At 70.4% G+C, this 23,639-nt stretch carries 17 protein-coding genes; 7 read left to right on the top strand and 10 right to left on the bottom strand.

Annotated features, from left to right (window positions below; translation table 11 throughout):
- Positions 1-47: 47 nt before the first annotated feature.
- The 3 genes from OG897_RS10120 to OG897_RS10110 all read right to left on the bottom strand — a co-directional run bounded on the left by OG897_RS10120 (position 48) and on the right by OG897_RS10110 (position 3,341).
- Positions 48-851, bottom strand: coding sequence for an ABC transporter permease (locus tag OG897_RS10120; protein ID WP_266656718.1), 804 nt, complete (start codon positions 849-851; stop codon positions 48-50).
- Between the two features lie 20 nt (positions 852-871).
- A complete protein-coding gene (locus tag OG897_RS10115; protein ID WP_266656716.1) occupies positions 872-1,855 on the bottom strand; it encodes an ABC transporter ATP-binding protein in 984 nt (327 codons plus the stop codon).
- Positions 1,856-2,036: 181 nt separating this feature from the next.
- Positions 2,037-3,341, bottom strand: a complete 1,305-nt coding sequence (locus OG897_RS10110; RefSeq protein ID WP_266654949.1) for an NYN domain-containing protein — start codon at positions 3,339-3,341, stop codon at positions 2,037-2,039.
- A 278-nt stretch (positions 3,342-3,619) separates the two neighbouring features.
- Between OG897_RS10110 and OG897_RS10105 the strand changes: the two genes are divergently transcribed.
- Positions 3,620-3,781: a hypothetical protein gene (locus OG897_RS10105; RefSeq protein ID WP_266654947.1), complete on the top strand. Its 162-nt coding sequence runs from the start codon at positions 3,620-3,622 to the stop codon at positions 3,779-3,781.
- A gap of 75 nt (positions 3,782-3,856) precedes the next feature.
- Here OG897_RS10105 and dnaE read toward each other — a convergent pair whose 3' ends face one another.
- Positions 3,857-7,393: a DNA polymerase III subunit alpha gene (dnaE, locus tag OG897_RS10100; protein ID WP_266654945.1), complete on the bottom strand. Its 3,537-nt coding sequence runs from the start codon at positions 7,391-7,393 to the stop codon at positions 3,857-3,859.
- 214 nt (positions 7,394-7,607) lie between these two features.
- Between dnaE and OG897_RS10095 the strand changes: the two genes are divergently transcribed.
- The 4 genes from OG897_RS10095 (at position 7,608) to OG897_RS10080 (ending at position 12,408) form a co-directional block, all read left to right on the top strand.
- Complete coding sequence (locus OG897_RS10095) at positions 7,608-8,933, top strand: DUF2252 domain-containing protein (protein WP_266654943.1); 1,326 nt, start codon at positions 7,608-7,610, stop codon at positions 8,931-8,933.
- A gap of 44 nt (positions 8,934-8,977) precedes the next feature.
- Positions 8,978-9,682: a hypothetical protein gene (locus OG897_RS10090; protein WP_266654941.1), complete on the top strand. Its 705-nt coding sequence runs from the start codon at positions 8,978-8,980 to the stop codon at positions 9,680-9,682.
- A gap of 90 nt (positions 9,683-9,772) precedes the next feature.
- Positions 9,773-10,585: a thioredoxin domain-containing protein gene (locus tag OG897_RS10085; RefSeq protein WP_266654939.1), complete on the top strand. Its 813-nt coding sequence runs from the start codon at positions 9,773-9,775 to the stop codon at positions 10,583-10,585.
- A 131-nt stretch (positions 10,586-10,716) separates the two neighbouring features.
- Positions 10,717-12,408, top strand: a complete 1,692-nt coding sequence (locus OG897_RS10080) for an alkaline phosphatase (protein WP_266654937.1) — start codon at positions 10,717-10,719, stop codon at positions 12,406-12,408.
- Between the two features lie 170 nt (positions 12,409-12,578).
- Here the strand turns inward: OG897_RS10080 and OG897_RS10075 are convergent, their stop codons facing one another.
- Positions 12,579-13,157 (bottom strand): dienelactone hydrolase family protein, encoded by a 579-nt coding sequence (locus OG897_RS10075; protein ID WP_266654935.1) that lies wholly within the window; start codon positions 13,155-13,157, stop codon positions 12,579-12,581.
- A 29-nt stretch (positions 13,158-13,186) separates the two neighbouring features.
- Here OG897_RS10075 and OG897_RS10070 point away from each other — a divergent pair, with 29 nt between their 5' ends.
- A complete protein-coding gene (locus OG897_RS10070) occupies positions 13,187-14,419 on the top strand; it encodes a mechanosensitive ion channel family protein (RefSeq protein ID WP_266654933.1) in 1,233 nt (410 codons plus the stop codon).
- 45 nt (positions 14,420-14,464) lie between these two features.
- Here the strand turns inward: OG897_RS10070 and OG897_RS10065 are convergent, their stop codons facing one another.
- The 5 genes from OG897_RS10065 to OG897_RS10045 all read right to left on the bottom strand — a co-directional run bounded on the left by OG897_RS10065 (position 14,465) and on the right by OG897_RS10045 (position 19,694).
- On the bottom strand, positions 14,465-16,051 hold the full coding sequence (locus OG897_RS10065; protein WP_266654931.1) for a Na+/H+ antiporter: 1,587 nt from the start codon (positions 16,049-16,051) through the stop codon (positions 14,465-14,467).
- A 160-nt stretch (positions 16,052-16,211) separates the two neighbouring features.
- Positions 16,212-16,712, bottom strand: a complete 501-nt coding sequence (locus OG897_RS10060; protein WP_266654929.1) for a GNAT family N-acetyltransferase — start codon at positions 16,710-16,712, stop codon at positions 16,212-16,214.
- A 50-nt stretch (positions 16,713-16,762) separates the two neighbouring features.
- Positions 16,763-17,704: an RluA family pseudouridine synthase gene (locus tag OG897_RS10055; RefSeq protein ID WP_266654927.1), complete on the bottom strand. Its 942-nt coding sequence runs from the start codon at positions 17,702-17,704 to the stop codon at positions 16,763-16,765.
- Between the two features lie 52 nt (positions 17,705-17,756).
- Complete coding sequence (gene lspA, locus OG897_RS10050) at positions 17,757-18,413, bottom strand: signal peptidase II (protein ID WP_266654925.1); 657 nt, start codon at positions 18,411-18,413, stop codon at positions 17,757-17,759.
- A gap of 369 nt (positions 18,414-18,782) precedes the next feature.
- Entirely contained in the window at positions 18,783-19,694 is a 912-nt protein-coding gene (locus OG897_RS10045) for a TraR/DksA C4-type zinc finger protein (protein WP_266654923.1), read from the bottom strand.
- A 590-nt stretch (positions 19,695-20,284) separates the two neighbouring features.
- Here OG897_RS10045 and ileS point away from each other — a divergent pair.
- Positions 20,285-23,443, top strand: a complete 3,159-nt coding sequence (gene ileS, locus OG897_RS10040; protein WP_266654921.1) for an isoleucine--tRNA ligase — start codon at positions 20,285-20,287, stop codon at positions 23,441-23,443.
- The last annotated feature ends 196 nt before the right edge of the window (positions 23,444-23,639 follow it).

The raw sequence follows: 23,639 nt of genomic DNA, 5'->3' as shown, positions 1-23,639 counted from the left end.
TCCGGGCGGCGCCTCACCGGACGCCCCTCACGCCCGGCACACGGGCGTCAGCGGACCGAGGCCCGCCGGTACGCCCACGTCGCCACGGCCAGCGACACCACGCCGACCCCGGCGCAGACCGCCAGGTCGAGGCCGACCGCCGCCCAGTCCGGATGCGCGTCGAAGGTACGGGCGAAGGCTTCCACCCCGTACGTGGAGGGCAGCAGATCCCGCGCGAACGCGATCAGCGCGGGCATCCGCTCCGCCGGGAGCACCCCCAGCAGCAGTGCGGCCGACATGCCCAACTGCCCGAGCAGTGTGGCCAGTTCGGGCTTCGGGGCGAGCAGTCCCAGCGCCGCGCCGAGCCCGGCGAGCGCCGCCCCCGCCAGCGGGACCACCGCCGCCAGCACCCACAGGTTCCCCATCGGCAGGTCGAAGAGCAGGCACCCGATGCCCGCCGTGACGAGAGTCCCGGGGACCGTGAAGGAGGCGTACGCACCCGCCGCGCCCAGCACCACCGAGGCGGGCGGGACGGGCAGCGTCGCGTAGTGGTCGAGTCCGCCGCTGGCCCGCAGGTGGCCGAAGTACTGGGCGAGCAGGTTCAGCGCGACGAAGGCGACGACCAGCACGCTCGACCCGGCGACGACCGCCCGCGCCTCCCCTCCCCCGTCCACGACGCCCCGCATCAGGATCATGATCCCGACGGACTGGAACGTCGCCACGAAGAGCAGCGGGATGCGCGCCACCCGGGCGCGCGAGAGCTGCGCCCGGTACACGGCGGCGAGGGACGGCAGGAAGCGCGCGGCGGGCGCGAGGCCGGCGGCGTCCGCCCCCTGCTCCGTACGGACGGACGGCGACCTCGTCGTACCCACCGCCTCGATCGATCCAGCGCTCACGCCTTGACCAGCCCTTCCGTACGCCCGCCACCGAGCGCGAGGTACACGTCCTCCAGGCTCGGGGTGGCCAGCGTGAAGTCGTCGAGTGCGGCGAACGCCGCTCCTGAGGTGACCGCCGCGACCGCCGCCCGCGCCTCGTCCGGCGCCAGCCGCAGCGTCCAGCGCCGCCCGGACTCCTGCACTCCGGCGCCGAGCCCGCGCAGGGCCGCCACCTCGGGGACGTCGAGGGGGGCCCGCTCGCGCCAGACGAGTTCGAGCCTGACCTCGTCGGCGACGTGCGCCTTGAGCCCGGCGGGGGTGTCGCAGGCGATGACCTTCCCGCGCTCCAGGACGGCGACCCGGTCGAGGACGGTCTCGGCCTCGATGACGTTGTGGGTGACCAGCAGGACCGTCGCGCCCCGGTCCGCGCGGCGGCGGTCGACGGCCGACCAGACCGCACGCCGGGCGACCGGGTCCATGCCGGTCGTCGGCTCGTCGAGGACCAGCACCGGCCGCTCCCCCACCAGCACGGTCGCGAAGCAGGCCAGCCGGCGCTGCCCGCCGGAGAGTTTCTTGATCGCCTTGCCCGCGATCGGGGTCAGGGCCAGTTCTTCGAGTACGTCGTCCCGCTCGGCCCGCGCCTGCCGGAGGGTCAGCCCGCGCAGCCGCCCCGTCGTCTCCACGGCGAGCGACACGGTCAGCTCGTCGAGAGCACTGCTCTCCTGGCCGAGGTAGGCGAGGAGGCGGGAGGCCCGCTCGGGATGGCGTACGAGATCGTGGCCGAGGACGGAGACGGTGCCCGCGTCGGGGCGCATCAGGCCGGTCAGCTGGCGTACGAGGGTGGTCTTGCCCGCGCCGTTGGGCCCGAGGAGGCCGAAGATCTCGCCCCGGCGAACGGTGAGGGAGACGCCGTCGCTGGCCCGCACCTCGGGCACGGCGGGCGCACCGCGCCGTGCGCGGGCGGGCGCGTACACCTTGACCAGCCCTTCGACCGCGCACACGACGTCCCTGTCGTGCGGCGCCGGAGCCGTGCCCGCTGTCTCCGCTGACTCCACTCGCGGCGCGCCGCTGCCCGTACTCACGAGCCACGACTTTACGGGGTCCCCGGCGGCGCGCTCTCCGCCGGGTCCCTCCCCGGGCGCGCCGGTCGCGGTGACCTCACCCCCGTGATCCTGGAAGCCCTCAGTCCGCGACCGTGGCGTGCTCCGCCGCCGCCCGGACGTCGATCTCCCGCCAGAAGCCCGCCCGGATCGCGTACCGGTCGTGCTCGTCGATCTGGTCGTCCTTGTGCGCGAGGAGGCCGAAGCGGGCCGCGTACCGCAGCAGCTCGCCGTCGATGCGGTGCGGGATGCGCGGGTACATCGTGGAGAGCTTCTGGGTGTGGACGGGTTCCGGGAGGCGTTCCATCCAGCGGCGGGCGAAGACCTGGCCCACCTCGAAGGGGTCGCCGCCGACCGTGGTGATGTCCTCCTCGCGGTCCGCCCAGCGCTGCTCGGCGCTGGTGAGCTGGGCGAGCGTGGGCAGGGACGCGGTCTCCGGGGGCTCGCCGAGCGCGGGTCCCGAGCCGGGTCGCTCGACCCAGCCCTTGTCGGACGACCAGCGCAGGGTGGCGCTGGTCGTCGGGGGGTGCTGGGCGTGCGGCGGGTGCTGCGCGGCCTGGATGCCGGGGCCGCGCAGCCCCGCGAGGTCCTTGGGCGTGGGTACCGTACGGCCGGAGGCGGTGGACGGTACGTCGGCGGAGCCGTTGCGGGCGGGGGCCTCGGTACCGCCCAGGCGGCCGTTCCCTGCGTGCGCCTGGGCGCGGGCCTGCGCCTCGACGCGGGCCTGGGCCTCCGCCTGGGCGGCGAGCGCGGACTCGGGCAGCGGGGCGGAGAGGATGGCGGCGATCTCGGGGCGCGGGACCGGCGGCGGGGCGCAGATGCCGCCGTACTCCTTGGCCCGTACCGCACGGGTGATCCACACGCGGTCCAGGACGCGGCGCTCGTCGGCCTCGGCGACGAGGTCCTCGGACTGGTTGTAGTCGCCGTCGGCGGCCTGCACCGCCCAGAGGTGGACGGCGACGCCGTGCTCCTTGGCGGACATCAGGCCGGGTAGCAGATCACCGTCCCCGGTGACCAGGACGATGTCGGAGCAGGCGCGATTTCTGGCCAGCTCGGTGAGTTCCGCGTGCATGGCCGCATCGACGCCCTTCTGGGCCCAGCGGCCGTCGCTGCGGGTCAGGGCGCCGAGGCGGACGGTGACGCGCGGCATGACGCGAAGCCGTCGGTGCTCGGGCTGGGGTACGCGGTCGGGGGCGCCGTCGAACCAGTAGATGCGCAGCAGGGGCTGCTGCGTATCGGCCTCGGCGCGTTCTCGCAGGCCCTGGATGAGGGCGGCGTGATCGACGGTGATGCGCGAGCGGGCCGGCTCCCCGGCCAGCAGACTCGCGGCGGCGCCCAGCAAGTAGCCGGCGTCCACCAGGACGACGCAGCGGTCCACGCGTTCCACCCTCTTTCTGGAACCTCGAAAAGTGATCGAAGAACGTTGAAGATCTCGAAAACAATGGCCAAGGGTCGGCAGGTTTTACGGGTTTCTATCGAGTCTGCCCGACCTCGCAAGGCTTAACGGCCGGAACTCGATCATCGGCGTGGCGGAGCGAAAAGTTACCGGGGAGGTTACTCCCGATGGCGTCCGATTACGTACGGCAATGATCCAAAATGCGAGGTCTGTCCCGCTGTGTGAGTCTGGTCGCGGCCCTGGCACCTACACCTTTCAGGAGGCATTCCATGGCCAAGAACAAGAACTCCCGCAAGCAGCCCACCACGCAGGACAAGGCTTCGCAGCAGTCCGAGAAGAGCAGTTCCTTCGAGGCGCAGGCGCAGCCCCCGGCTCAGGGCAGCCCCGCCGACGTGGCCCGGAAGCACCAGCGCCGTTTCGGCCACAACTGATCACTGCTGACCTACGCGAAGAAGGCGCGCCCCCTGTGCACGGGGGGCGCGCCTTCTTGTGTGCGTACGTACGGTCTACCCGGCCAAGCAGCTCGGGCCCAGCAGTACCTTCAGGTCACCGAAGAGCGCCGGGTCCGCCGTCACCCGATGCCGGTCGAGCCGGAGCACGGTCGTCTTGCGCGGCCCCTGGAGCTTGATCCGCACCTCCGTGTTGCCCCGGTGGTGGGACAGGATGTCGCCCAGCTTGCTGATCATGGGCGGGGTGACCTTCACGGTCGGGATGGTCAGCACGACGGGGGCGTTCGTCCCCGCGTTGGAGACGTCCGGCACCTGGAGCTCCATCGCGACCAGACGCGGCACGTCCTCCCGCTTGTCGAGGCGGCCCTTGACGAAGACGACCGTGTCCTCCACGAGCTGGGTCGACACCAGCTGGTACGTCGCCGGGAAGAACATGCACTCGATGGAGCCCGCCAGGTCCTCGACCGTGGCGATGGCCCAGGCGTTGCCCTGCTTGGTCATCTTGCGCTGGAGGCCGGAGATGATGCCGCCGACCGTGATGACCGCGCCGTCGGCGTGCTCGCCGCCCATGAGCTGGGCGATGGCCGCGTCCGCCTTGTCCGAGAGGACGTGCTCCAGGCCGAAGAGCGGGTGGTCGGAGACGTACAGACCGAGCATCTCGCGCTCCTGCGCGAGCAGGTACGACTTCTCCCACTCGATGTCGGAGAACTCGACGTCGAGCCCGAAGCCGGGCTCGTCGCTGTCCTCCTCACCGCCGCCGAACAGGTCGAACTGGCCCTCGGCCTCCTTCCTCTTCACCTGCACCACGTTGTCGATCATCGGCTCGTGGTGGGCGACGAGGCCCTTGCGGGTGTGCCCCATCTCGTCGAACGCGCCCGCCTTGATCAGGGACTCGACGGTGCGCTTGTTGCAGACGACGGCCTCGACCTTGTCGAGGAAGTCGGGGAAGGAGCTGTACTTCCCCTTCGCCTTGCGCATCCGGATGATCGAGTCCACGACGTTCTGACCGACGTTGCGGATGGCGGTGAGGCCGAAGAGGATCACGTCGTCGCCCTGGGCGGCGAAGTTCGACTCCGACTCGTTCACGTTCGGCGGGAGCACCTTGATGCCCATGCGTCGGCACTCGTTGAGGTAGACGGCCGACTTGTCCTTGTCGTCCTTCACCGAGGTGAGCAGGGCCGCCATGTACTCGGCGGGGTAGTTCGCCTTGAGGTAGGCGGTCCAGTACGTGACCAGGCCGTAAGCGGAGGAGTGCGCCTTGTTGAACGCGTAGCCGGCGAAGGGGACCAGGACGTCCCACAGGGCCTGGATGGCCTGGTCGCTGTAGCCGTTCTTCTTCGCGCCCGCCTGGAAGAGGACGAAGTTCTTCGCCAGCTCCTCCGGCTTCTTCTTGCCCATCACGCGGCGCAGGATGTCGGCCTCGCCGAGGGAGTACCCGGCGATGATCTGGGCGGCCTTCTGCACCTGCTCCTGGTACACGATGAGGCCGTAGGTCAGACCCAGCGTCTCCTTCAGGGGCTCTTCGAGCTCCGGGTGGATCGGCGTGATCTCCTGGCGGCCGTTCTTGCGCTCCGCGTAGTTCGTGTGCGAGTTCATGCCCATCGGGCCCGGCCGGTACAGGGCCGAGACGGCGGAAATGTCCTCGAAGTTGTCGGGCTGCATCTGGCGCAGCAGGGAGCGCATGGGGCCGCCGTCGAACTGGAAGACGCCGAGCGTGTCACCCCGGCAGAGCAGTTCGAAGGTCTTCGGGTCGTCCAGCTCCAGGGAGAGCATCTCCAGGTCGATGCCCTTGTTGGCCCGGACCATCTTGACGGCGTCGTCCATGATGGTCAGGTTGCGCAGGCCCAGGAAGTCCATCTTCAGCAGGCCGAGCGACTCGCACTGCGGGTAGTCCCACTGCGTGATGGTGACGCCGTCGGTGTGCCGGGTCCAGAGCGGAGCGTGGTCGACGATCGGCTCGCTGGACATGATGACGCCCGCGGCGTGCACGCCCATCTGGCGGACCAGGCCCTCGACGCCCTTCGCGGTGTCGATGACCTTCTTGACGTCCGCCTCGTTCTCGTACATCCCCCGGATCTCGCCCGCCTCGCTGTAACGCGGGTGCTTGGGGTCGGTGATGCCGGAGAGGTCGATGCCCTTGCCGAGGACGTCGGCGGGCATGGCCTTGGTGAGGCGGTCGCCCATCGCGTACGGGTAGCCCAGCACGCGGGCCGAGTCCTTGATGGCGTTCTTGGCCTTGATCTTTCCGTAGGTGCCGATCATGGCGACCTTGTCCGAGCCGTACTTCTCCGTCACGTACCGGATCACCTCGACGCGCCTGCGCTCGTCGAAGTCGATGTCGACGTCGGGCATGGAGATGCGCTCGGGGTTGAGGAAGCGCTCGAAGATCAGGCCGTGCGTGATCGGGTCGAGGTCGGTGATGCCCATGGCGTACGCGACGATCGAACCGGCCGCCGAACCACGGCCGGGGCCCACCGCGATGCCCTGGTTCTTCGCCCACATGATGAAGTCGGCGACGACGAGGAAGTACCCGGGGAAGCCCATCGAGATGATGGTGTCCATCTCGTACTCGGCCTGCTTCTGGCGGTCCTCGGGGACGCCGGCCGGGTAGCGGCGCTCCATGCCGCGCCGGACCTCCTCCTGGAACCAGGTGACCTCGGTGAAGCCGTCCGGGATGTCGAACTTCGGCATCAGGTCGCGCTTCTCGAACATCCCCGTGGTGTCGATCTGCTCGGCGACCAGGAGGGTGTTGCGGCAGCCCTCCTGCCAGGCGTCCGAGGAGTCCACCGCGTACATCTCGTCGGTGGACTTCAGGTAGTAGCCCGTGCCGTCGAAGCGGAAGCGGTCCGGGTCGGAGAGGTTCTTGCCGGTCTGGATGCACAGCAGGGCGTCGTGCGCGGACGCCTCGTGGGCGTAGGTGTAGTGCGAGTCGTTCGTCACCAGCGGCGGAATGCCGAGTTCCTTGCCGATCTTGACGAGGTCGTCGCGGACCCGGCGCTCGATCTCGATGCCGTGGTCCATCAGCTCCAGGAAGTACCGGCCCTTGCCGAAGATGTCCAGGTAGTCGGATGCCGCCTGCTTGGCCTCGTCGTACTGGCCCAGGCGCAGCCGGGTCTGGAGCTCGCCGGACGGGCAGCCCGTGGAGGCGATGAGCCCCTCGGACCACTGGGAGATGGTCTCCCGGTCCATGCGCGGCCACTTCTGGAGCCAGCCCTCGGAGTACGCGTCGGACGACAGCTTGAAGAGGTTGTGCAGACCGGTGCTGTTCGCCGCCCAGATCGTCTTGTGGGTGTAACCACCGGAACCGGAGATGTCGTCGCGCTTCTGGTGCGGCTGACCCCACTTGATCTTCCGCTTGTTGCGGCGGGACTCCGGGGCGACGTACGCCTCGATGCCGATGATGGGCGTGACGCCCGCCTTCTGCGCCGTGTGGAAGAAGTCGTACGCCCCGTGCAGGTTGCCGTGGTCGGACATCGCGATGTGCGACATGCCCATTTCATTGCACGCGTCGAACATGTCCTTGAGCCGCGCGGCACCGTCCAGCATCGAGTACTGGGTGTGGACGTGGAGGTGCGTAAAGGGCGGCTTGGTCACGGCGGGGGCCTCCGGCAGCGGGTCGGTGACAGGGGTGGCGAACGAGAGCCGAGTCTACTTCCACCCACTGACACAACCCCCGGTTCGGCAGTCCGCCGGACCCCCCGGGCACTCAGGGGTACGGTCGTGCGTTGGACGGAACGACAGGTGCCCCCTGTGCCCGTCCGACCAGTCCCCGCAAGCACGTGAACGCCCGCACCAGGAGGCCCCGGCGATGTCGGTTCCGCAGACAGAAGCCACCCAGCGCGGCGAGGAGATCCTCGCCGTGTTCGACACCGCCTTCGGCCAGTTGCTGGCCGCCGACCCGGCGGCCTTCCGGGTCAAGTTCCGCAAGATGGCCGCCTCCGCCTTCGCCTTCTACCGGGGGGCCGCGGGCCTGTTCTACGCCGACCAGGAGCGCGAGCAGCACGCGGGCCCCTACCTGGACGAGCGCACCTCCCGGGTGTGGATCCACGGCGACCTGCACGCCGAGAACTTCGGCACGTACATGGACGCCGAAGGCCGCCTGATCTTCAACGTCAACGACTTCGACGAGGCGTACGTCGGCCCCTTCACCTGGGACCTCAAGCGCTTCGCCGCCTCCGTCGCCCTCATCGGCTACCAGAAGGCGCTCGGCGACGAGCAGATCGGCGACCTGGTCCGGGTGTACGCCGCCGCCTACCGCGAGCGCATCCACCAGCTCGCCACGGGCGCGAAGAACGACGAGGTGCCGCCCTTCACCCTGGACACCGCCCAGGGCCCGCTGCTGGACGCCCTGCGCGACGCCCGCTCGCTGACCCGGTTCTCGCTCCTCGACTCGATGACGGAGATCCGCGACTTCGAGCGCCGCTTCTCCTCGGGCGGCGGCTCGATCGACCTGGACGCGGCCACCCGCTACAAGGTGCTGGCCGCCTTCGACGGCTACCTGGAGACCCTCCCGGAGTCGTCGCTGACCCGCCCGGACTCGTACCGCGTGAAGGACGTCGTCGGCCGCCGGGGCATCGGCATCGGCTCCGCGGGCCTGCCCTCGTACAACATCCTCCTCGAAGGCAACAGCGACGCCCTCGAGAACGACGTGATCATCTACATGAAGCAGGGCCAGACCCCGGCGGTCTCCCGGCACGTCACCGACGCCGCCGTCCGCGACTACTTCCAGCACGAGGGCCACCGCACGGTCATCTCACAGCGCGCCCTCCAGGTGAACGCCGACCCGTGGCTGGGCTGGACCGAACTGGACGGGCAGGGGCAGCTCGTCGCCGAGGTGTCGCCGTACGCGGTCGACCTGGACTGGTCGGACATCGACGAGCCCGACGAGATCGCGGCCGTCGTCGCCGACCTCGGCCGGGCCACCGCCACGATGCACGCGGCTGCCGACGACGAGAGCGGGCACTCGCTGGTCCCGTTCTCCACGGAACGGGCCATCGACGCGGCGATCGCCGCCGACGAGGAGAGCTTCGGCGACCTGCTGGTCGACTTCGCGCACAGCTACGGGGCGCGCGCGAGGGCCGACCACCAGATCTTCGTGGACCTGTTCCGCAACGGTCGCATCACAGGTCTGTAGCCCTTAGAAGGCCCTTACGGGGGCCCGTGGCACACTCACTGACGATGGGCATATCCAGGACTCCGCTTCGCATCCTGCGGGCAGCGCTCTTCACGGCGGTCGTCGTGACGCTGTCCGTGGGTTCGCACGTGCTGCTGTCCGGAGCCCCGCTGCCGCCGCTCACGGTCGTCGCCGTCGGCGTCGCCGTCTTCGGCCTCGCGTACGCACTCGCCGGGCGGGAGCGCGGCTTCGGCCCGATAGCCGCCCTGCTGGTGCCCCTCGAACTGGCGGCGGACACCCTCTTCACCACCGGACAGCATGTCTGTTACGGGCCGTCCGGCGGTCCCGTCGCCGGTGCGTTGCGCGCCTTCGGGCTCGACGTGCTGTGCGGCGGCACCCCGGTCGGCACCCCCTTCGGCGCTCCGTTCGTCCACCCCGGACCCGCCGGGCGCTTCACCCAGCTGCTGGCCTCCCCCGACCCCGCGCTGCCCTGGCTGCTGCTCGGGGCGCACGTGGCGGTCGGCCTGCTGGCCGCGCTGTGGCTGCGGCGCGGCGAGGCGGCCCTCTGCGGGCTGCTCCGCACGACCGCGTGCCTGGCCTTCCGGCCGCTGCTGCTCGCGGTGGCCACCGCGGCGGGCTTCTTCCCCGTACGCAATCCGGGGCGTCCGACCCCGCACCGGGACGCGGCGACGCTGCTGCGCACCCGGCACCTCGTGCACTCCGTGGGGCGGCGCGGGCCGCCCGCCGCCGGGTTCTCCCTCACCGCCTGAGGCCCTCCGTCACCCGTCCACTCGTCGTACGGACGCGGGCCCGGCACCCCCTCACACGCAACGTTCAGTACCCACGGAGTTGGAACGATCATGAGCGCACGCAACAACCAGGCGAACAAGGCAGCGGCCCGCGAGCGGCTGAAGGTCGAGCGCGAGCGGCAGGCGAAGAAGGACAAGACGCGGCGCCAGCTCGTCGTCGCCGGGTCGGTCGTGGCCGTCCTCGCGATAGCGGGCGGCGTCGGCTACTTCGTCGTCCAGGCCAACAAGCCGAAGGCATGGGAGGCGGCCAAGGACGCTGCCGTCACCAAGCCCGCCAACTCCACCGGGACCGACGGCACCACCGTCGTCGTCGGCAAGGCCGAGGCCAAGAAGACGCTCCAGCTCTTCGAGGACCCGCGCTGCCCGAGCTGCGCCTCCTTCGAGCAGGCCAACGGCGAGCAGGTCAAGAAGGACGTCGACGCGGGCAAGTACAAGGTCGAGTACGTCGGCGCGACCTTCATCGACAACATGGCGGGCGGCGAGGGCTCCAAGAACGCGACCAGCGCGCTCGGCGCGGCGCTGAACGTGAGCCCCGACGCGTTCCTGGAGTACAAGGGCAAGCTGTACTCCCAGGCCAACCACCCCGAGGAGAGCGTCGACAAGTTCGCCGACGACAACTACCTGATCAAGATCGCCGACCAGGTCCCGGCCCTCAAGGGCAACAAGAAGTTCCAGGACGCGGTCAAGGGCGGCACGTTCGACGCCTGGGCGCTGAAGATGTCGCAGAAGTTCGACGCCAGCGGCATCAAGGGCACCCCGACCCTGAAGATGGACGGCAAGGTCGTCGTCAAGGAGGGCACCGAGGCCGCTCCGATGGCACCGGAGGACTTCAAGACGGCGATCGAGAAGGCCCTGAAGGGCTGACACTCGGGCCACCCCGACGGCTGACGCGCCATCAAACTCCGTCAAACTCCGTCAAACGCCTGGTCAACGGGTGGGCGAACATTCACTGTTCGCCCACCCGGGGGGCTTACTGGTCAGTAATGTGATCACCCGTGACCAGTCAATTCACTCCTGCCACGGGTGTCTCCCCCGCCACGGGAACCCCGTCCCGCCGCACGGCCCTCAAGGCCGCCGCCGCCACCGCTCTCGTCGCTCCGGCCCTCGCGGCGACGACCGTTTCGTCCGCCCACGCGGTCTCCGCCGCCACCGCGGCCTCCGCCACCCCCGCCTTCCTGCACGGCGTGGCCTCCGGCGACCCCCTGCCCGACGGCGTCCTGCTCTGGACCCGTCTCACCCCGACCGCCGAGGCCACGCCCGGTTCCGGCCTCGGCCCGGACACCGCGGTCGCCTGGGAGGTCGCGGAGGACAAGGCGTTCACCCGCGTCGTCGCCCGGGGGACGACGACCGCGAGCGCCGCCACCGACCACACCGTCAAGGTCGATGTAAGGGGCTTGCGCCAGGCGACCGACTATTACTTCCGCTTCTCCTGCGGCGACGTCCTCTCCCCCGCCGCCCGCACCCGCACCACTCCCGCCGCGGACTCCACCGTCGCGGGCGTCCGCTTCGGCGTGGTGTCCTGCGCCAACTGGGAGTCCGGCTACTTCTCCCCGTACCGCCATCTCGCGGCCCGCTCCGACCTGGACGCGGTCCTGCACCTGGGCGACTACATCTACGAGTACGCGACGGGCGGCTACCCGGAGCCGAAGTACGTCGTCCGCCAGCACCAGCCCCGGCACGAGATCGTCACCCTCGCCGACTACCGCCTGCGGCACGGCACGTACAAGACCGACCCGGACCTCCAGGCCCTGCACCACAGACACCCGGTCGTCGCGATCTGGGACGACCACGAGTTCGCCAACGACACCTGGTCGGGCGGCGCCGAGAACCACACCCCGGAAACCGAGGGCGACTGGTCGGCACGCGTGGCCGCCGCCAAGCAGGCGTACTTCGAGTGGATGCCGGTCCGCACCTCCACCGCAGGCACCGTCTACCGCCGCCTGCGCTGGGGCAAGCTCGCCGACCTGCACCTGCTGGACCTGCGCTCCTTCCGTTCGCAGCAGGCGTCCGTCGGCAGCGGCAAGGTCGACGATCCGGACCGTACGATCACGGGCCGCGCGCAGCTCGACTGGCTGAAGTCGGGCCTGGCCGCCTCCGACGCCTCCTGGAAGCTCGTCGGCACGTCCGTGATGATCTCGCCGATCGCCTTCGGCTCCGTACCCGCGCACCTCTTCGAGCCGATCGCCGAACTCGTGGGCCTGCCCAAGGAGGGCATCGCCGTCAACACCGACCAGTGGGACGGCTACACGGACGACCGCAAGGAACTGATCGGGCACCTGAAGGACCGTTCCGTCACCAACACGGTCTTCCTCACCGGCGACATCCACATGTCGTGGGCGAACGACGTGCCGGTCAAGGCCGCCACCTACCCGTCCTCGGGCTCCGCAGGCGTGGAATTCGTCATCACCTCGGTCACCTCCGACAACCTCGACGACATGCTGCACGTCGCTCCGCAGACGGTCTCGCTGGTCGCGGCCACGGCGGTCAAGGCCGCGAACCGCCATGTGAAGTACGTCGACATGGACTCGCACGGCTACGGCGTCCTGGACGTCACGCCCGAGCACTCGCAGATGGACTACTACTCCGTCTCCGACAAGACCCGCAAGGACGCCACGAGCACGTGGCGCAGGTCCTACCGAACGCTCACGGGCACCCAGCACGTCGAACGGGTCTACGCGCCCCGCTAGGAGCGCGGGGAACTGCGCGCCCAGCCACGAACAAGCCGCGCGGCGAACGCTTCAGGTGAAGGATGGGGTATCCCCTGCTCGAACGAAGTTGAGAGCTTGGGGAAGGGACCGGGGCAGCGCCGCAGGCACCCCCGGTCCCGCCCGGCCACGCCCCGGCCACGAGGAGGCCCCTACAACGTCGCCAAGAACCCCAACGCGACCTTCCACGTCTGCTCAGCAGCCCCCTGGTCGAAGTCCGGCAGCTCCGCATCGGTGTAAAGGTGCCCCGCCCCGCCATACCGATAGATCTCCACATCCGCCCCAGCCCGCTGCATCTGGAGATACCAGGCGTTCAGCCAGTCCTCGGACTCGAAGGGATCCGGATCGGCGACGTGCAGCTGCACGGGCAGCTCATCCACCGAAACCCCCTCCGCGATGTCCGACGTCCCGTGCAGCAGCAGCAGTCCCCGAGCCTTGGCATCCCCCAGCGCGAGGTTCTGCGCGACCGCACCGCCCCAGGAGAACCCGGCGTACACGAGCCCCTTCTCGGAGTGCGGCGCCGCCGCCAGCACGGCACGCCGCAGCAGCTCCTCGCGGCCGATCTTGTCCAGGACCGCCTGGCCCTCCTCGACGGTGTCGGCCGTTTGACCCTCGTACAGGTCGGGCACGTGCACCTGGTGCCCGGCGGCGCGCAGTCGTTCGGCGGCAGCATGTACGGCCGGGCGCAGACCGTAGACGGAGTGGAAAAGAATGATGTCCATTCCGTCCATCCTGCCACCAGCGCCGGAGTCACGAAGTCATGGAGAACGTACTGCGCCCGTTGATCGTGCTGGGCGGCTCGGTCGCGCTCACCCTCGTCCTCGGCTGGGTGGTCGACCTCGTCCTGCGCAGGGCCGACGCCCGTCACCACGAGACCCCGCTGTGGGGGCTGCTGCGCCGCTGTCGGCCGCCCTTGATGGTGGTCCTTCTCACCGCGCTCCTCCGGGGCGCGTACGACCAGACGAACCTCAAGCTGGTCGAGGACCACGAGGAGGGCATCGGCCAGATCCTGTCCCTCATCCTGATCGCGGCGACGGCCTGGCTGATCGTGCGGGTCGCCTCGACGATCGTCGAGGCGTCGTACGCGCGCTACGCCTCGCAGCAGTCCCGGGACGCCGCCCGGGTGCGCCGGGTCCGCACCCAGGTGACGCTCATCATGCGGATCGTGACGGCGGTCGTCGCCGTGGTCGCGGTGGCCGCGATGCTGATGACCTTCCCCAACATGCAGGCCATCGGCAAGTCGATGCTGGCCTCGGCGGGAATCATCGGAATCGTTGCCGGTGTGGCCGCCCAGTCCACTCTCGGCAACCTCTTCGCGGGCTTCCAGATCGCGTTCGGCGACATGGTGCGACTCGGCGACACGGTGGTCGTGGACGGGGAGTGGGGCGTGGTCGAGGAGGTCACCCTCACCTTCCTCGCCGTACGCACCTGGGACGAACGCCGCATCACCATGCCCGTGTCGTACTTCACCAGCAAGCCCTTCGAGAACTGGTCGCGCGGCGGTGCGCAGATGACCGGCACGGTCTTCTTCCAGCTCGACCACCGCGCCCCGGTCCCCGCGATGCGCGAGCGGCTGCGCGAAATCCTCGCCGCCACCTCCTCCTGGGACGGCCGCGACTGGAGCCTCGCCGTGACGGACACCACCCCGAACACCATGGAGGTACGGGTGGTGGTCACCGCGAAGGACGCCGACGACATCTGGACGGTGCGCTGCGCGGTCCGCGAGCAGATGATCGACTGGCTGTGCACCCACCACCCGTACGCGCTGCCGAAGGTCAACACGGCGGAGGCGGTCCCGCCGCCGGGCGGCCAGTGGCCGACCCGCACGCGGGCGAACGGCCGGGCCCCGCGCCCGGAGGAGATCCACACCAACAACGCCGACATCCGTGACGACGACGACGCCCCGCCCCCGGGCGCCCAGGGCGCGGCAGCCCGCCGGGCCACGGCGACGCCCTCCCACGACGGGGCGCAGCCGCACACGGGCCGGGGCTAGGACCGGCGGGGCCGCACCCCTCAAGCTCCGCAGCCCCAGGAAGACCTACCTCATGCTCCGCAGATCCAACTGGTGGAGGACCCGGTCCACCACTTCCGGGTCCACACCCGCCTCGTTCCGCGCCGCCAGCACCTCGTGCCGGGCCGCCGACATCATTTCCCGCTGAATCCGCATGACCACCTTCAGCCGCCCCGCCCGCGACGCGTACGCCTCCCGCCGCTCCTCGTCCACGATGTCCGGACTGATGCGCGCCCCGATGTCGAACGCGCCCCGCAGCAGCCTCTCCGCGACCTCCTCCGGCAGCTCCTCGACCTCCTCGATCTCCTTCAGCCGCCGCCGCGCCGCCTTCGCGGCCCGCACCGCGAGGGCGTGCTCCAGTTCCCGCTCGGCGTTGGAATCCGCCCGCACCCCCAGTTTCCGTACCAGCCACGGCAACGTCAGCCCCTGAAAGACCAGCGTCGTCATGATCACGCAGAAGGCGATGAACAGGATCTCGTCCCGCGCCGGAAACGGCTCCCCCGACTCCGTCTTCAGCGGGATGGCGAGCACCAGCGCCACCGACGCCACGCCCCGCATGCCCGCCCACCACATGACGACGGTCTCCCGCCAGGTCATGGGAATGTCCTCGTCCACGTCCCGCCGGTCGTGCAGCCGCTTCGCGAGCCAGGTCGCGGGCAGCAGCCACAGCAGCCGCACCCCGACCACGACGACGACCACGACCGCACCCCACTCCAGCATCTGCGCCAGCCGCCCGTCGGCGAGCCCGAAGACGGTGTGCAGCTCCAGCCCGATCAGCCCGAAGGCAACGCCCGTCACCAGCGTGTCGACGACCTGCCAGAACGTCTGCCCGGCCAGCCGCCCCTGCACGTCGTCGGCGTCCATCGCGTGCGACGCGAGGTAGAGCGCCGCCGTGAGCACCGCCAGCACACCGGACCCCATGAGCTCCTCGGCCAGCGCATAACTGACGAACGGCACCAGCAGCGTCAGCCCGATCTGGAGCGTGGCATCCCCCAGGAACCCCATCAGCTTGTTGCTGATCCACCCGAGCCCGCCCCCCACGAGCACGGCGACGACGGCCGACAGCACCAGCTCGCCCATCGCCGCGGGCCACGAGAACGTCCCGCTCACCGCCGCACCGATGGCCACGTGGTACAGCACGATCGCCGTGACGTCGTTGAAGAGCCCCTCCCCCTCCAGGATCGACACGAGTCGCCTCGGCAGCCCCAGGGACCCCGCGACGGCGGTGGCGGCAACGGGGTCCGGCGGCGCGACCAAAGCACCCAGCGCCACGGCGGCGGCGATCGGAAGCCCCGGAACGACGGCATGCGCCACAGCCGCCACGGCCGCCGTCGTCACGAACACCAACGCGACGGCAAGCAGCAGAATGGGCCGGAAGTTCGCCGTGAACTGCCGCCAGGAAGTCCGCTGCACCGCCGCGTACAACAGCGGCGGCAGCACCAGCGGGAGAATGTACTCCGGTGGAATATCCGGATTGGGCACAAACGGAATGAGCGCCAGCACCACACCCGCCAGCGTCATCAGCACCGGCGCGGGCAACCCCAACCGCTCTCCGAGCGGCACGGAAATCACCGCCCCGAGCAGCAGCACGAACAGCAGGGCCAGTTGTTCCACGGGGGCGGCCTCCGGAGGGCTCGACGATCAAGACCTCAAGCCTGTCACGAAGCCCCGATACCGCCACAAATGGGTTGCACTCGGTAATTGGGTCACACTCGGTCTCGGTACGAGCCAAGCCGCTCGCCCCTCCGGCGCCTGCGCCGCAACGGCCCAGGGCTTACCCGGCGGACAGCCCCTGGCCGAGCTCGCGCCGCATCCCCCGGTGGTCGATCCCCGCGTCGAGGAAGACCGGCCCGTACGCCACGTACCCCAGCCGCTCGTAGAACCCGAGCGCATGCGTCTGCGCATGCAGGTCGACCGAGGTCAGGCCCATCTCCCTGGCCGCACCCTCGATCCCCCGCACGAGTGCCGCCCCGACTCCGAGCCCCCGCGCCGCCGAACTCACCGCGAGCCGACCGAGCGAACCCACCTCGGGCCCGGCCCCGCCGGTCCTACCGGCGGCGTCGGCCCCGTGCAGGAGCCGCCCGGTCCCCAGCGGCGTACCGTCTCCGGCGATCGCCAGCACGTGCAGGGCAGTTCTGTCGTACGCGTCGTACTCCAGCTCCGCGGGCACTTCCTGCTCGACCACGAAGACCTCCTTGCGCACCGCGAAGCACGCGTCCAGATCCTCGGGCCCCTCGGCCACCCGCACCGCGTACGCGACGACGGGCGACCCCACAGGCCCCAGAGGCTCCCCAGGCCCCACACGCCCCGCAGAAGCGGCGGAGCTCACTCGCTCTCCGCCCGGATCACGTCCAGCGCGTGCTGAAGATCCGCCGGGTACGGGCTCTCGAACTCGACCCAGTCGCCGGTGCCCGGGTGCGTGAACCCGAGCCGCATCGCGTGCAGCCACTGCCGGGTCAGGCCGAGGCGCTTGGCCAGGGTCGGATCGGCGCCGTAGGTCACGTCGCCGACGCAGGGGTGCCGGTGCGCGGACATGTGCACCCGGATCTGGTGCGTACGCCCCGTCTCCAGCTTGATGTCCAGCAGGGAAGCGGCGCGGAACGCCTCGATGAGGTCGTAGTGCGTCACGGACGGCTTGCCCTCCGCCACCACGGCCCACTTGTAGTCGTGGTTGGGGTGACGGCCGACGGGCGCGTCGATGGTCCCGCTCATCGGGTCCGGGTGGCCCTGCACGAGGGCGTGGTAGCGCTTGTCGACCGTACGCTCGCGGAACTGCTGCTTGAGCGAGGTGTACGCGCGCTCCGACTTGGCGACGACCATCAGGCCCGACGTACCGACGTCGAGCCGGTGCACGATGCCCTGGCGCTCCGCGGCACCGGACGTCGAGATCCGGTACCCGGCGGCGGCGAGCCCGCCGATGACGGTCGTACCGGTCCAGCCGGGGCTGGGGTGGGCGGCGACGCCCACGGGCTTCACGATCACCAGGACGTCGTCGTCGTCATGGATGATCTCCATGCCTTCGACGTGCTCGGCGACGATCTGTACGGGCGCGACGGGCGCGGGCATCTCGACCTCAAGCCAGGCCCCGCCGTGCACGCGTTCGGACTTCCCGACCACCGAGCCGTCGACCTGGACCTTTCCGGCAGCGGCGAGCTCGGCCGCCTTGGTCCGGGAGAACCCGAACATCCGGGAAATGGCGGCGTCGACGCGCTCGCCCTCAAGGCCATCGGGAACGGGCAGGGTTCGGATCTCGGGAATCGTACTCACCCGTCGAGTATGCAGGACCGCACCACCAAGCCCTTACCGCAAGCCCGTGACCTCAGTCCTTGTGGACGGTTCCGTCCGGGTCAAGACCCCGGAACGAGAGGATCACGATCAGGATCCCGCCGCACACGACCGCCGAGTCGGCCAGGTTGAAGACGGCGAAGTGCGCGGGCGCGATGAAGTCGACGACCGCCCCCTCCAGGAACCCGGGCGAACGGAAGATCCGGTCGGTGAGGTTGCCCAGCGCACCGCCGAGCAGCAGCCCGAGCGCGATGGCCCACGGCGTGCTGTACAGCTTGCGCGCCAGCCTCGCGATCACGACGATCACGGACGAGGCGATGACGGTGAAGACGATCGTGTACGCCTCACCGAGGCCGAACGCGGCGCCCGGGTTGCGGATCGCCCTGAACCGGAGCAGCTCGCCGATCACGTTGATCGTCTCGCCGCTGGGCTCCAGCTTGGCCACCACGAGCAGCTTGCTGCCGAGGTCGAAGGCGTACGCGATGAGCGCGATCACCAGGAGCATCGCCAGCTTGCGCTTGCCCCGCCCGACAGCGGTCGCGCCGCCCGCACTCGCCTCGTCGGCGCCTTCGCCCGCCCCGTCGCCCTCGTCCACGGCAGCCGCCTCGCCGGCGCCCTCGCTCTCCGAGGACTTCTCCGGTCCGGCTCCCCCCACATCTGGCGTACCGATGATGCGCTCCGCCTCTGCCACGTCAGTCCCTCGCCCTCGTACCTGAATGAGCACGAGACTACGGCACACACGTACGGACCCCCCTCCCTCTCACCACCCCGCCACGCCCCCTTTCCCAGCCCCTCTGGGCGGCGGAGCCACGCCTCGCCCCCCTTGGGCGGCGGGGGCTCGCCTCGTCCCCTTGGGCAGCGGGGCTCGCCTCGTCCCCTTGGGCAGCGGGGCTCGCCTCGTCCCCTTGGGCGGCGGGGCCGCCCCCGGGGGCGGAACGGGCGGGCAAGGGGGCGGCCCCCGCACCGCGGCCCCACCCCGGCTCCGCCCCCAAGGCTCCGCCCCACCCCGAAGGCCCCATCAGCTGACCCCACCCCGAAGGCCCCCCACCTCACCGATCCCCTAGTACCGCCTCTCCTGCTTCTGCTTGCACTCCACACACAGCGTCGCCCGAGGAAACGCCTGCACCCGCGCCTTCCCGATCGGCTTCCCGCAGTTCTCGCAGATCCCGTACGTCCACGCGTCCAGCCGATCCCGCGCCCGCTCCGTCTGCTCCAGCATCTCCCTGGCGTTGGCCGCCAGCGACATCTCGTGCTCACGCGTCATGTTCTTGGTACCGGTGTCCGCGTCGTCGTCCCCCGCACTGTCCCCGGAGTCCCGCATCAACCCCGTCAGCGCCTCCTCCGCGGAGACGATCTCGGCCCGCAGCCGCAGGATCTCGCTGTCCAGCTCGGCCCGCGCCTCGGCGATCTCCTCGGCGGTCCAGGGGTCCTCCCCCGGCCTGACCGCCAGCTGACCGGGCACCACGGCCGTCGTGGCACGGGCCGCGGGCACCGCCTTCTTCCTGGCCGTCGCCGCTCCGCCCGTACTCTTCTTCGCAACCACCGTCTCGGCTCCCGTCTCCGCGGCCTGAGCCGCCCCCTCGGCCGCGGTCGCGGCCTGCTTCCCGGCCGCCGCGGCCACATCCGCGGCTCCGGGCCCATCGGTATCGGCATCGGTGCCGACGGCGGCCTCGGCGGCCACCGTTCGCTTCTCAGCCGCTTTCTTCCCCGTCGCCTTCTCCGTCGCACTCTTCTTGGCGGCCGCCTTCTTCGCCGGAGCCTTCTTGGCGACGGCCTTCTTCGCCGGAGCGGCCTTCTTCGCAGCGGCTTTCTTCGCCGGAGCCCTCTTCACGGCAGCCGCACCCTCATCGACGGCAGCACCCACAGCGGCCGCGGCCGCTCCAGGCACCCCTTCGTCCGTCCCGGACGCCGCAGCTCCAGTGGTTCTCTTCGACGCCGTCTTCTTCGTTGCGGCGGTCTTCTCAGCCACCATGGCCGCGGCCCCTTCACATTTTGTGATCTTGCACGCGAATCGTGCTGGGACGATAAGTCGACCCCAACGCCGCGGCAACGGGGCACGCCGCCGATTCCGCCCTCCCCACGCCGTGCCCAGACGAACCTGCATCCGTTGTTCCCAGCTCTCCGCCGGGTAATCGCACCGCGGCACCGGGCCGGAAGCCCGCCCGAGCCCGTTCGCCCCCGTATGCCCATTCGGGTCACACCGGACCCTCGCCCGCACCCCGCACGCACCCCCGCGAAAACCGGTCTGCCCCCTCGCACCCGTCCCCGTACACTGGGCCCAGCGAAAGGCATCGATGGGGCCGAGTAGCGCCGCACGCAGCGATGAGCGATCCGGGGACGGTGAGAGCCCGGGGGCGAGCACGGCGTGAAGCATCACCCCGGAGCCGCCGGAAGAAAGCCCGCACACGCGTCACGGGCGAGTAGACCCGGCATCGCGCCCCTAATGAGGGGGCCGCGGACGTACGTCGTCCGGGGCCAAGGAGGGTGGTACCGCGGGAGCAGCAGCATCGCTCTCGTCCCTCCGACGGAATCCAGAAGTCCGCCGGAGGAAGAGCACCCGAGATGACAGCGCCCCAGTCGCAGATGCCGCAGTACAACCCGGTCCCCGCGCAGGTCGACCTGCCCGCCCTGGAGCACGCCGTGCTCGACTTCTGGGCCGAGGCGAAGGTCTTCGCCAAGTCCCTCGAAGCGTCCGAGGGCCGCCCCGAGTGGGTCTTCTACGAGGGCCCGCCGACCGCCAACGGCATGCCCGGCGCCCACCACATCGAGGCCCGCGTCTTCAAGGACGTCTTCCCCCGCTTCCGCACGATGCAGGGCTACCACGTCGGCCGCCGGGCCGGCTGGGACTGCCACGGCCTCCCGGTCGAGCTCGCGGTCGAGAAGGAACTCGGCTTCAACGGCAAGCAGGACATCGAGAACTACGGCATCGCCGCGTTCAACGACAAGTGCCGCGAGTCCGTCACCCGCCACACCGACGCCTTCACCGAGCTGACCGAGCGGATGGGGTACTGGCTCGACCTGGAGAACCCGTACCGCACGATGGACCCGGAGTACATCGAGTCCGTCTGGTGGTCCCTGAAGGAGATCTTCAACAAGGGCCTGCTCACCCAGGACTACCGCGTCGCCCCCTGGTGCCCCCGCTGCGGCACCGGCCTCTCCGACCACGAGCTGGCCCAGGGCTACGAGACGGTCGTCGACCCCTCCGTCTTCGTCCGCTTCCCCCTCACCGGCGGCCCCCTCGCGGGCGAGGCGGCCCTCCTGGTCTGGACGACGACCCCCTGGACCCTCGTGTCCAACACGGCCGTCGCCGCCCACCCGGAGGTGCGTTACGTCGTCGCCACCGACGGCGCCGAGAAGCTCGTCGTCGCCGAGCCGCTGCTCGAAAAGGCCCTGGGCGAGGGCTGGACGACGACCGGCGAGTCCTTCACCGGCGCCGAGATGGAGCGCTGGACCTACCAGCGCCCCTTCGAACTCGTCGAGTTCCCGGCGGAGGCCCACTTCGTCGTCAACGCCGACTACGTCACCACCGAGGACGGCACCGGCCTCGTCCACCAGTCCCCCGCCTTCGGCGCCGACGACCTCGTCGTCTGCCGGTCGTACGGTCTCCCGGTCGTGAACCCGGTCCGCCCCGACGGCACCTTCGAGGAGGACGTCCCCCTCGTCGGCGGCGTCTTCTTCAAGAAGGCCGACGAGAAGCTCACCGAGGACCTGGCCGCCCGGGGTCTGCTGTTCCGTCACGTCCCGTACGAGCACAGCTACCCGCACTGCTGGCGCTGCCACACGGCGCTGCTCTACTACGCGCAGCCGTCCTGGTACGTCCGCACGACCGCCGTCAAGGGCCGTCTCCTCGAAGAGAACGAGAAGACCAACTGGTACCCGGACACGGTCAAGCACGGCCGCTTCGGCGACTGGCTGAACAACAACATCGACTGGGCCCTCTCCCGCAACCGATACTGGGGCACCCCGCTGCCCATCTGGCGCTGCGAGGACGACCACCTCACCTGTGTCGGCTCCCGCGCCGAGCTCACCGAGCTGACCGGCCGGGACCAGTCCTCCCTTGACCCGCACCGCCCGTACATCGACGACGTCACCTTCGCCTGTACGCACGAGGGTTGCGCCCTCACCGCCACGCGCGTGCCCGAGGTCATCGACGCCTGGTACGACTCCGGCTCCATGCCGTTCGCGCAGTGGGGCTACCCGCACAAGAACAAGGAGATCTTCGACAAGCGCTACCCGGCGCAGTTCATCTCGGAGGCCATCGACCAGACCCGCGGCTGGTTCTACACGCTGATGGCGATCGGCACCCTGGTCTTCGACAAGTCGTCGTACGAGAACGTGGTCTGTCTGGGCCACATCCTCGCCGAGGACGGCCGCAAGATGTCCAAGCACCTGGGCAACACCCTGGAGCCGGTCCCGCTGATGGACCAGCACGGCGCGGACGCCGTGCGCTGGTTCATGGCAGCGGGCGGTTCCCCGTGGGCCGCCCGCCGCGTCGGCCACGGCACCATCCAGGAAGTGGTCCGCAAGACGCTCCTGACGTACTGGAACACGGTCGCCTTCCAGGCCCTGTACGCCCGTACGTCCGACTGGGCGCCCAGCGCGGCCGACCCGGCGCCCGCCGAGCGCACGGTCCTCGACCGCTGGCTCCTGTCCGAGCTGAACGCTCTCGTCGACCAGGTCACGCAGGCCCTGGAGTCGTACGACACCCAGCGCGCGGGCAAGCTCCTCTCGGCCTTCGTCGACGACCTCTCCAACTGGTACGTGCGTCGCTCGCGCCGCCGCTTCTGGCAGGGCGACAAGGCGGCCCTGCGCACGCTCCACGACGTCGTGGAGACCGTCACCCGCCTGATGGCCCCGCTGACCCCGTTCATCACGGAGCGGGTCTGGCAGGACATGGTCGTGCCGGTCACCCCCGACGCGCCCGAGTCCGTCCACCTCTCCACCTGGCCTCGGCCCGACCTGGCCGCCATCGACCCGACCCTTTCGACCCAGATGGCTCTCGTACGTCGTCTGGTCGAGCTGGGCCGGGCCACGCGCGCCGAATCGGGCGTCAAGACCCGTCAGCCCCTCTCCCGCGCCCTGGTCGCGGCGAACGGCTTCTCGGCCCTCTCCCCCGAGCTCCAGGCCCAGATCACCGAGGAGTTGAACGTCACCTCCCTCGCCTCCCTCTCCGAGGTGGGCGGCTCGCTGGTCGACACGACCGCCAAGGCGAACTTCCGGGCGCTCGGCAAGCGCTTCGGCAAGGGCGTCCAGGACGTGGCCAAGGCCGTCGCCGCCGCCGACGCGGCGGCCCTCTCACTCGCCCTCCGCGACGGCGAGGCTCCCCTCGTGGTGAACGGCGAGACGATCCTCCTCACCCCCGAGGAGGTCATCATCACCGAGACCCCCCGCGAGGGCTGGTCCGTCGCTTCGGACTCCGGCGCGACAGTCGCCCTGGACCTCGAAATCACTCCGGAACTCCGGCGCGCGGGGCTCGCCCGTGACGCGATCCGCCTGATCCAGGAGGCCCGCAAGAACTCGGGTCTGGACGTCGCCGACCGCATCGCCGTCCGCTGGACCTCCACCTCCCCGGAGACGGCGGAGGCCCTCGCCCACCACGCCCCCCTCATCTCCGACGAGGTGCTCGCCACGGACTACGCGGAGGGCTCCCCCGACTCCACCTACGGCCAGCCCTTCACGGACGAGCCCCTCTCCCTGACCTTCCACCTCCGCAAGGTCTGATCCCGCACTCCCACCCAAAGGGGGAGGGCCCGCAGGCACCCGCCTCCGGCCCCTCCCCCTTTCCCCTCTGCACCCCCATGGCTTCCGCTTCGCCCAGCCCCCTCGGGCGGCGGGGCTCGCCTCGCCCCCTCGGGCGGCGGGGCCAGCCCCTCTCCGCTTTGCCTCGCCTCCTTGGGCGGCGGGGCCGCCCCCGGGG

It is taken from the genome of Streptomyces sp. NBC_00237, assembly GCF_026342435.1.
GTDB lineage: Bacteria > Actinomycetota > Actinomycetes > Streptomycetales > Streptomycetaceae > Streptomyces.
This window is presented reverse-complemented; position numbering and strand designations above follow the sequence as displayed.

Coding starts and splice junctions, on each gene's coding strand:
- OG897_RS10105 (WP_266654947.1), top strand. CDS start 3,620: ATGGCCAAGAACAAGAACTCCCGCAAGCAGCCCACCACGCAGGACAAG.
- OG897_RS10095 (WP_266654943.1), top strand. CDS start 7,608: ATGTCGGTTCCGCAGACAGAAGCCACCCAGCGCGGCGAGGAGATCCTC.
- OG897_RS10090 (WP_266654941.1), top strand. CDS start 8,978: ATGGGCATATCCAGGACTCCGCTTCGCATCCTGCGGGCAGCGCTCTTC.
- OG897_RS10085 (WP_266654939.1), top strand. CDS start 9,773: ATGAGCGCACGCAACAACCAGGCGAACAAGGCAGCGGCCCGCGAGCGG.
- OG897_RS10075 (WP_266654935.1), bottom strand. CDS start 13,157: ATGGACGGAATGGACATCATTCTTTTCCACTCCGTCTACGGTCTGCGC.
- OG897_RS10070 (WP_266654933.1), top strand. CDS start 13,187: ATGGAGAACGTACTGCGCCCGTTGATCGTGCTGGGCGGCTCGGTCGCG.
- OG897_RS10045 (WP_266654923.1), bottom strand. CDS start 19,694: ATGGTGGCTGAGAAGACCGCCGCAACGAAGAAGACGGCGTCGAAGAGA.
- ileS (WP_266654921.1), top strand. CDS start 20,285: ATGACAGCGCCCCAGTCGCAGATGCCGCAGTACAACCCGGTCCCCGCG.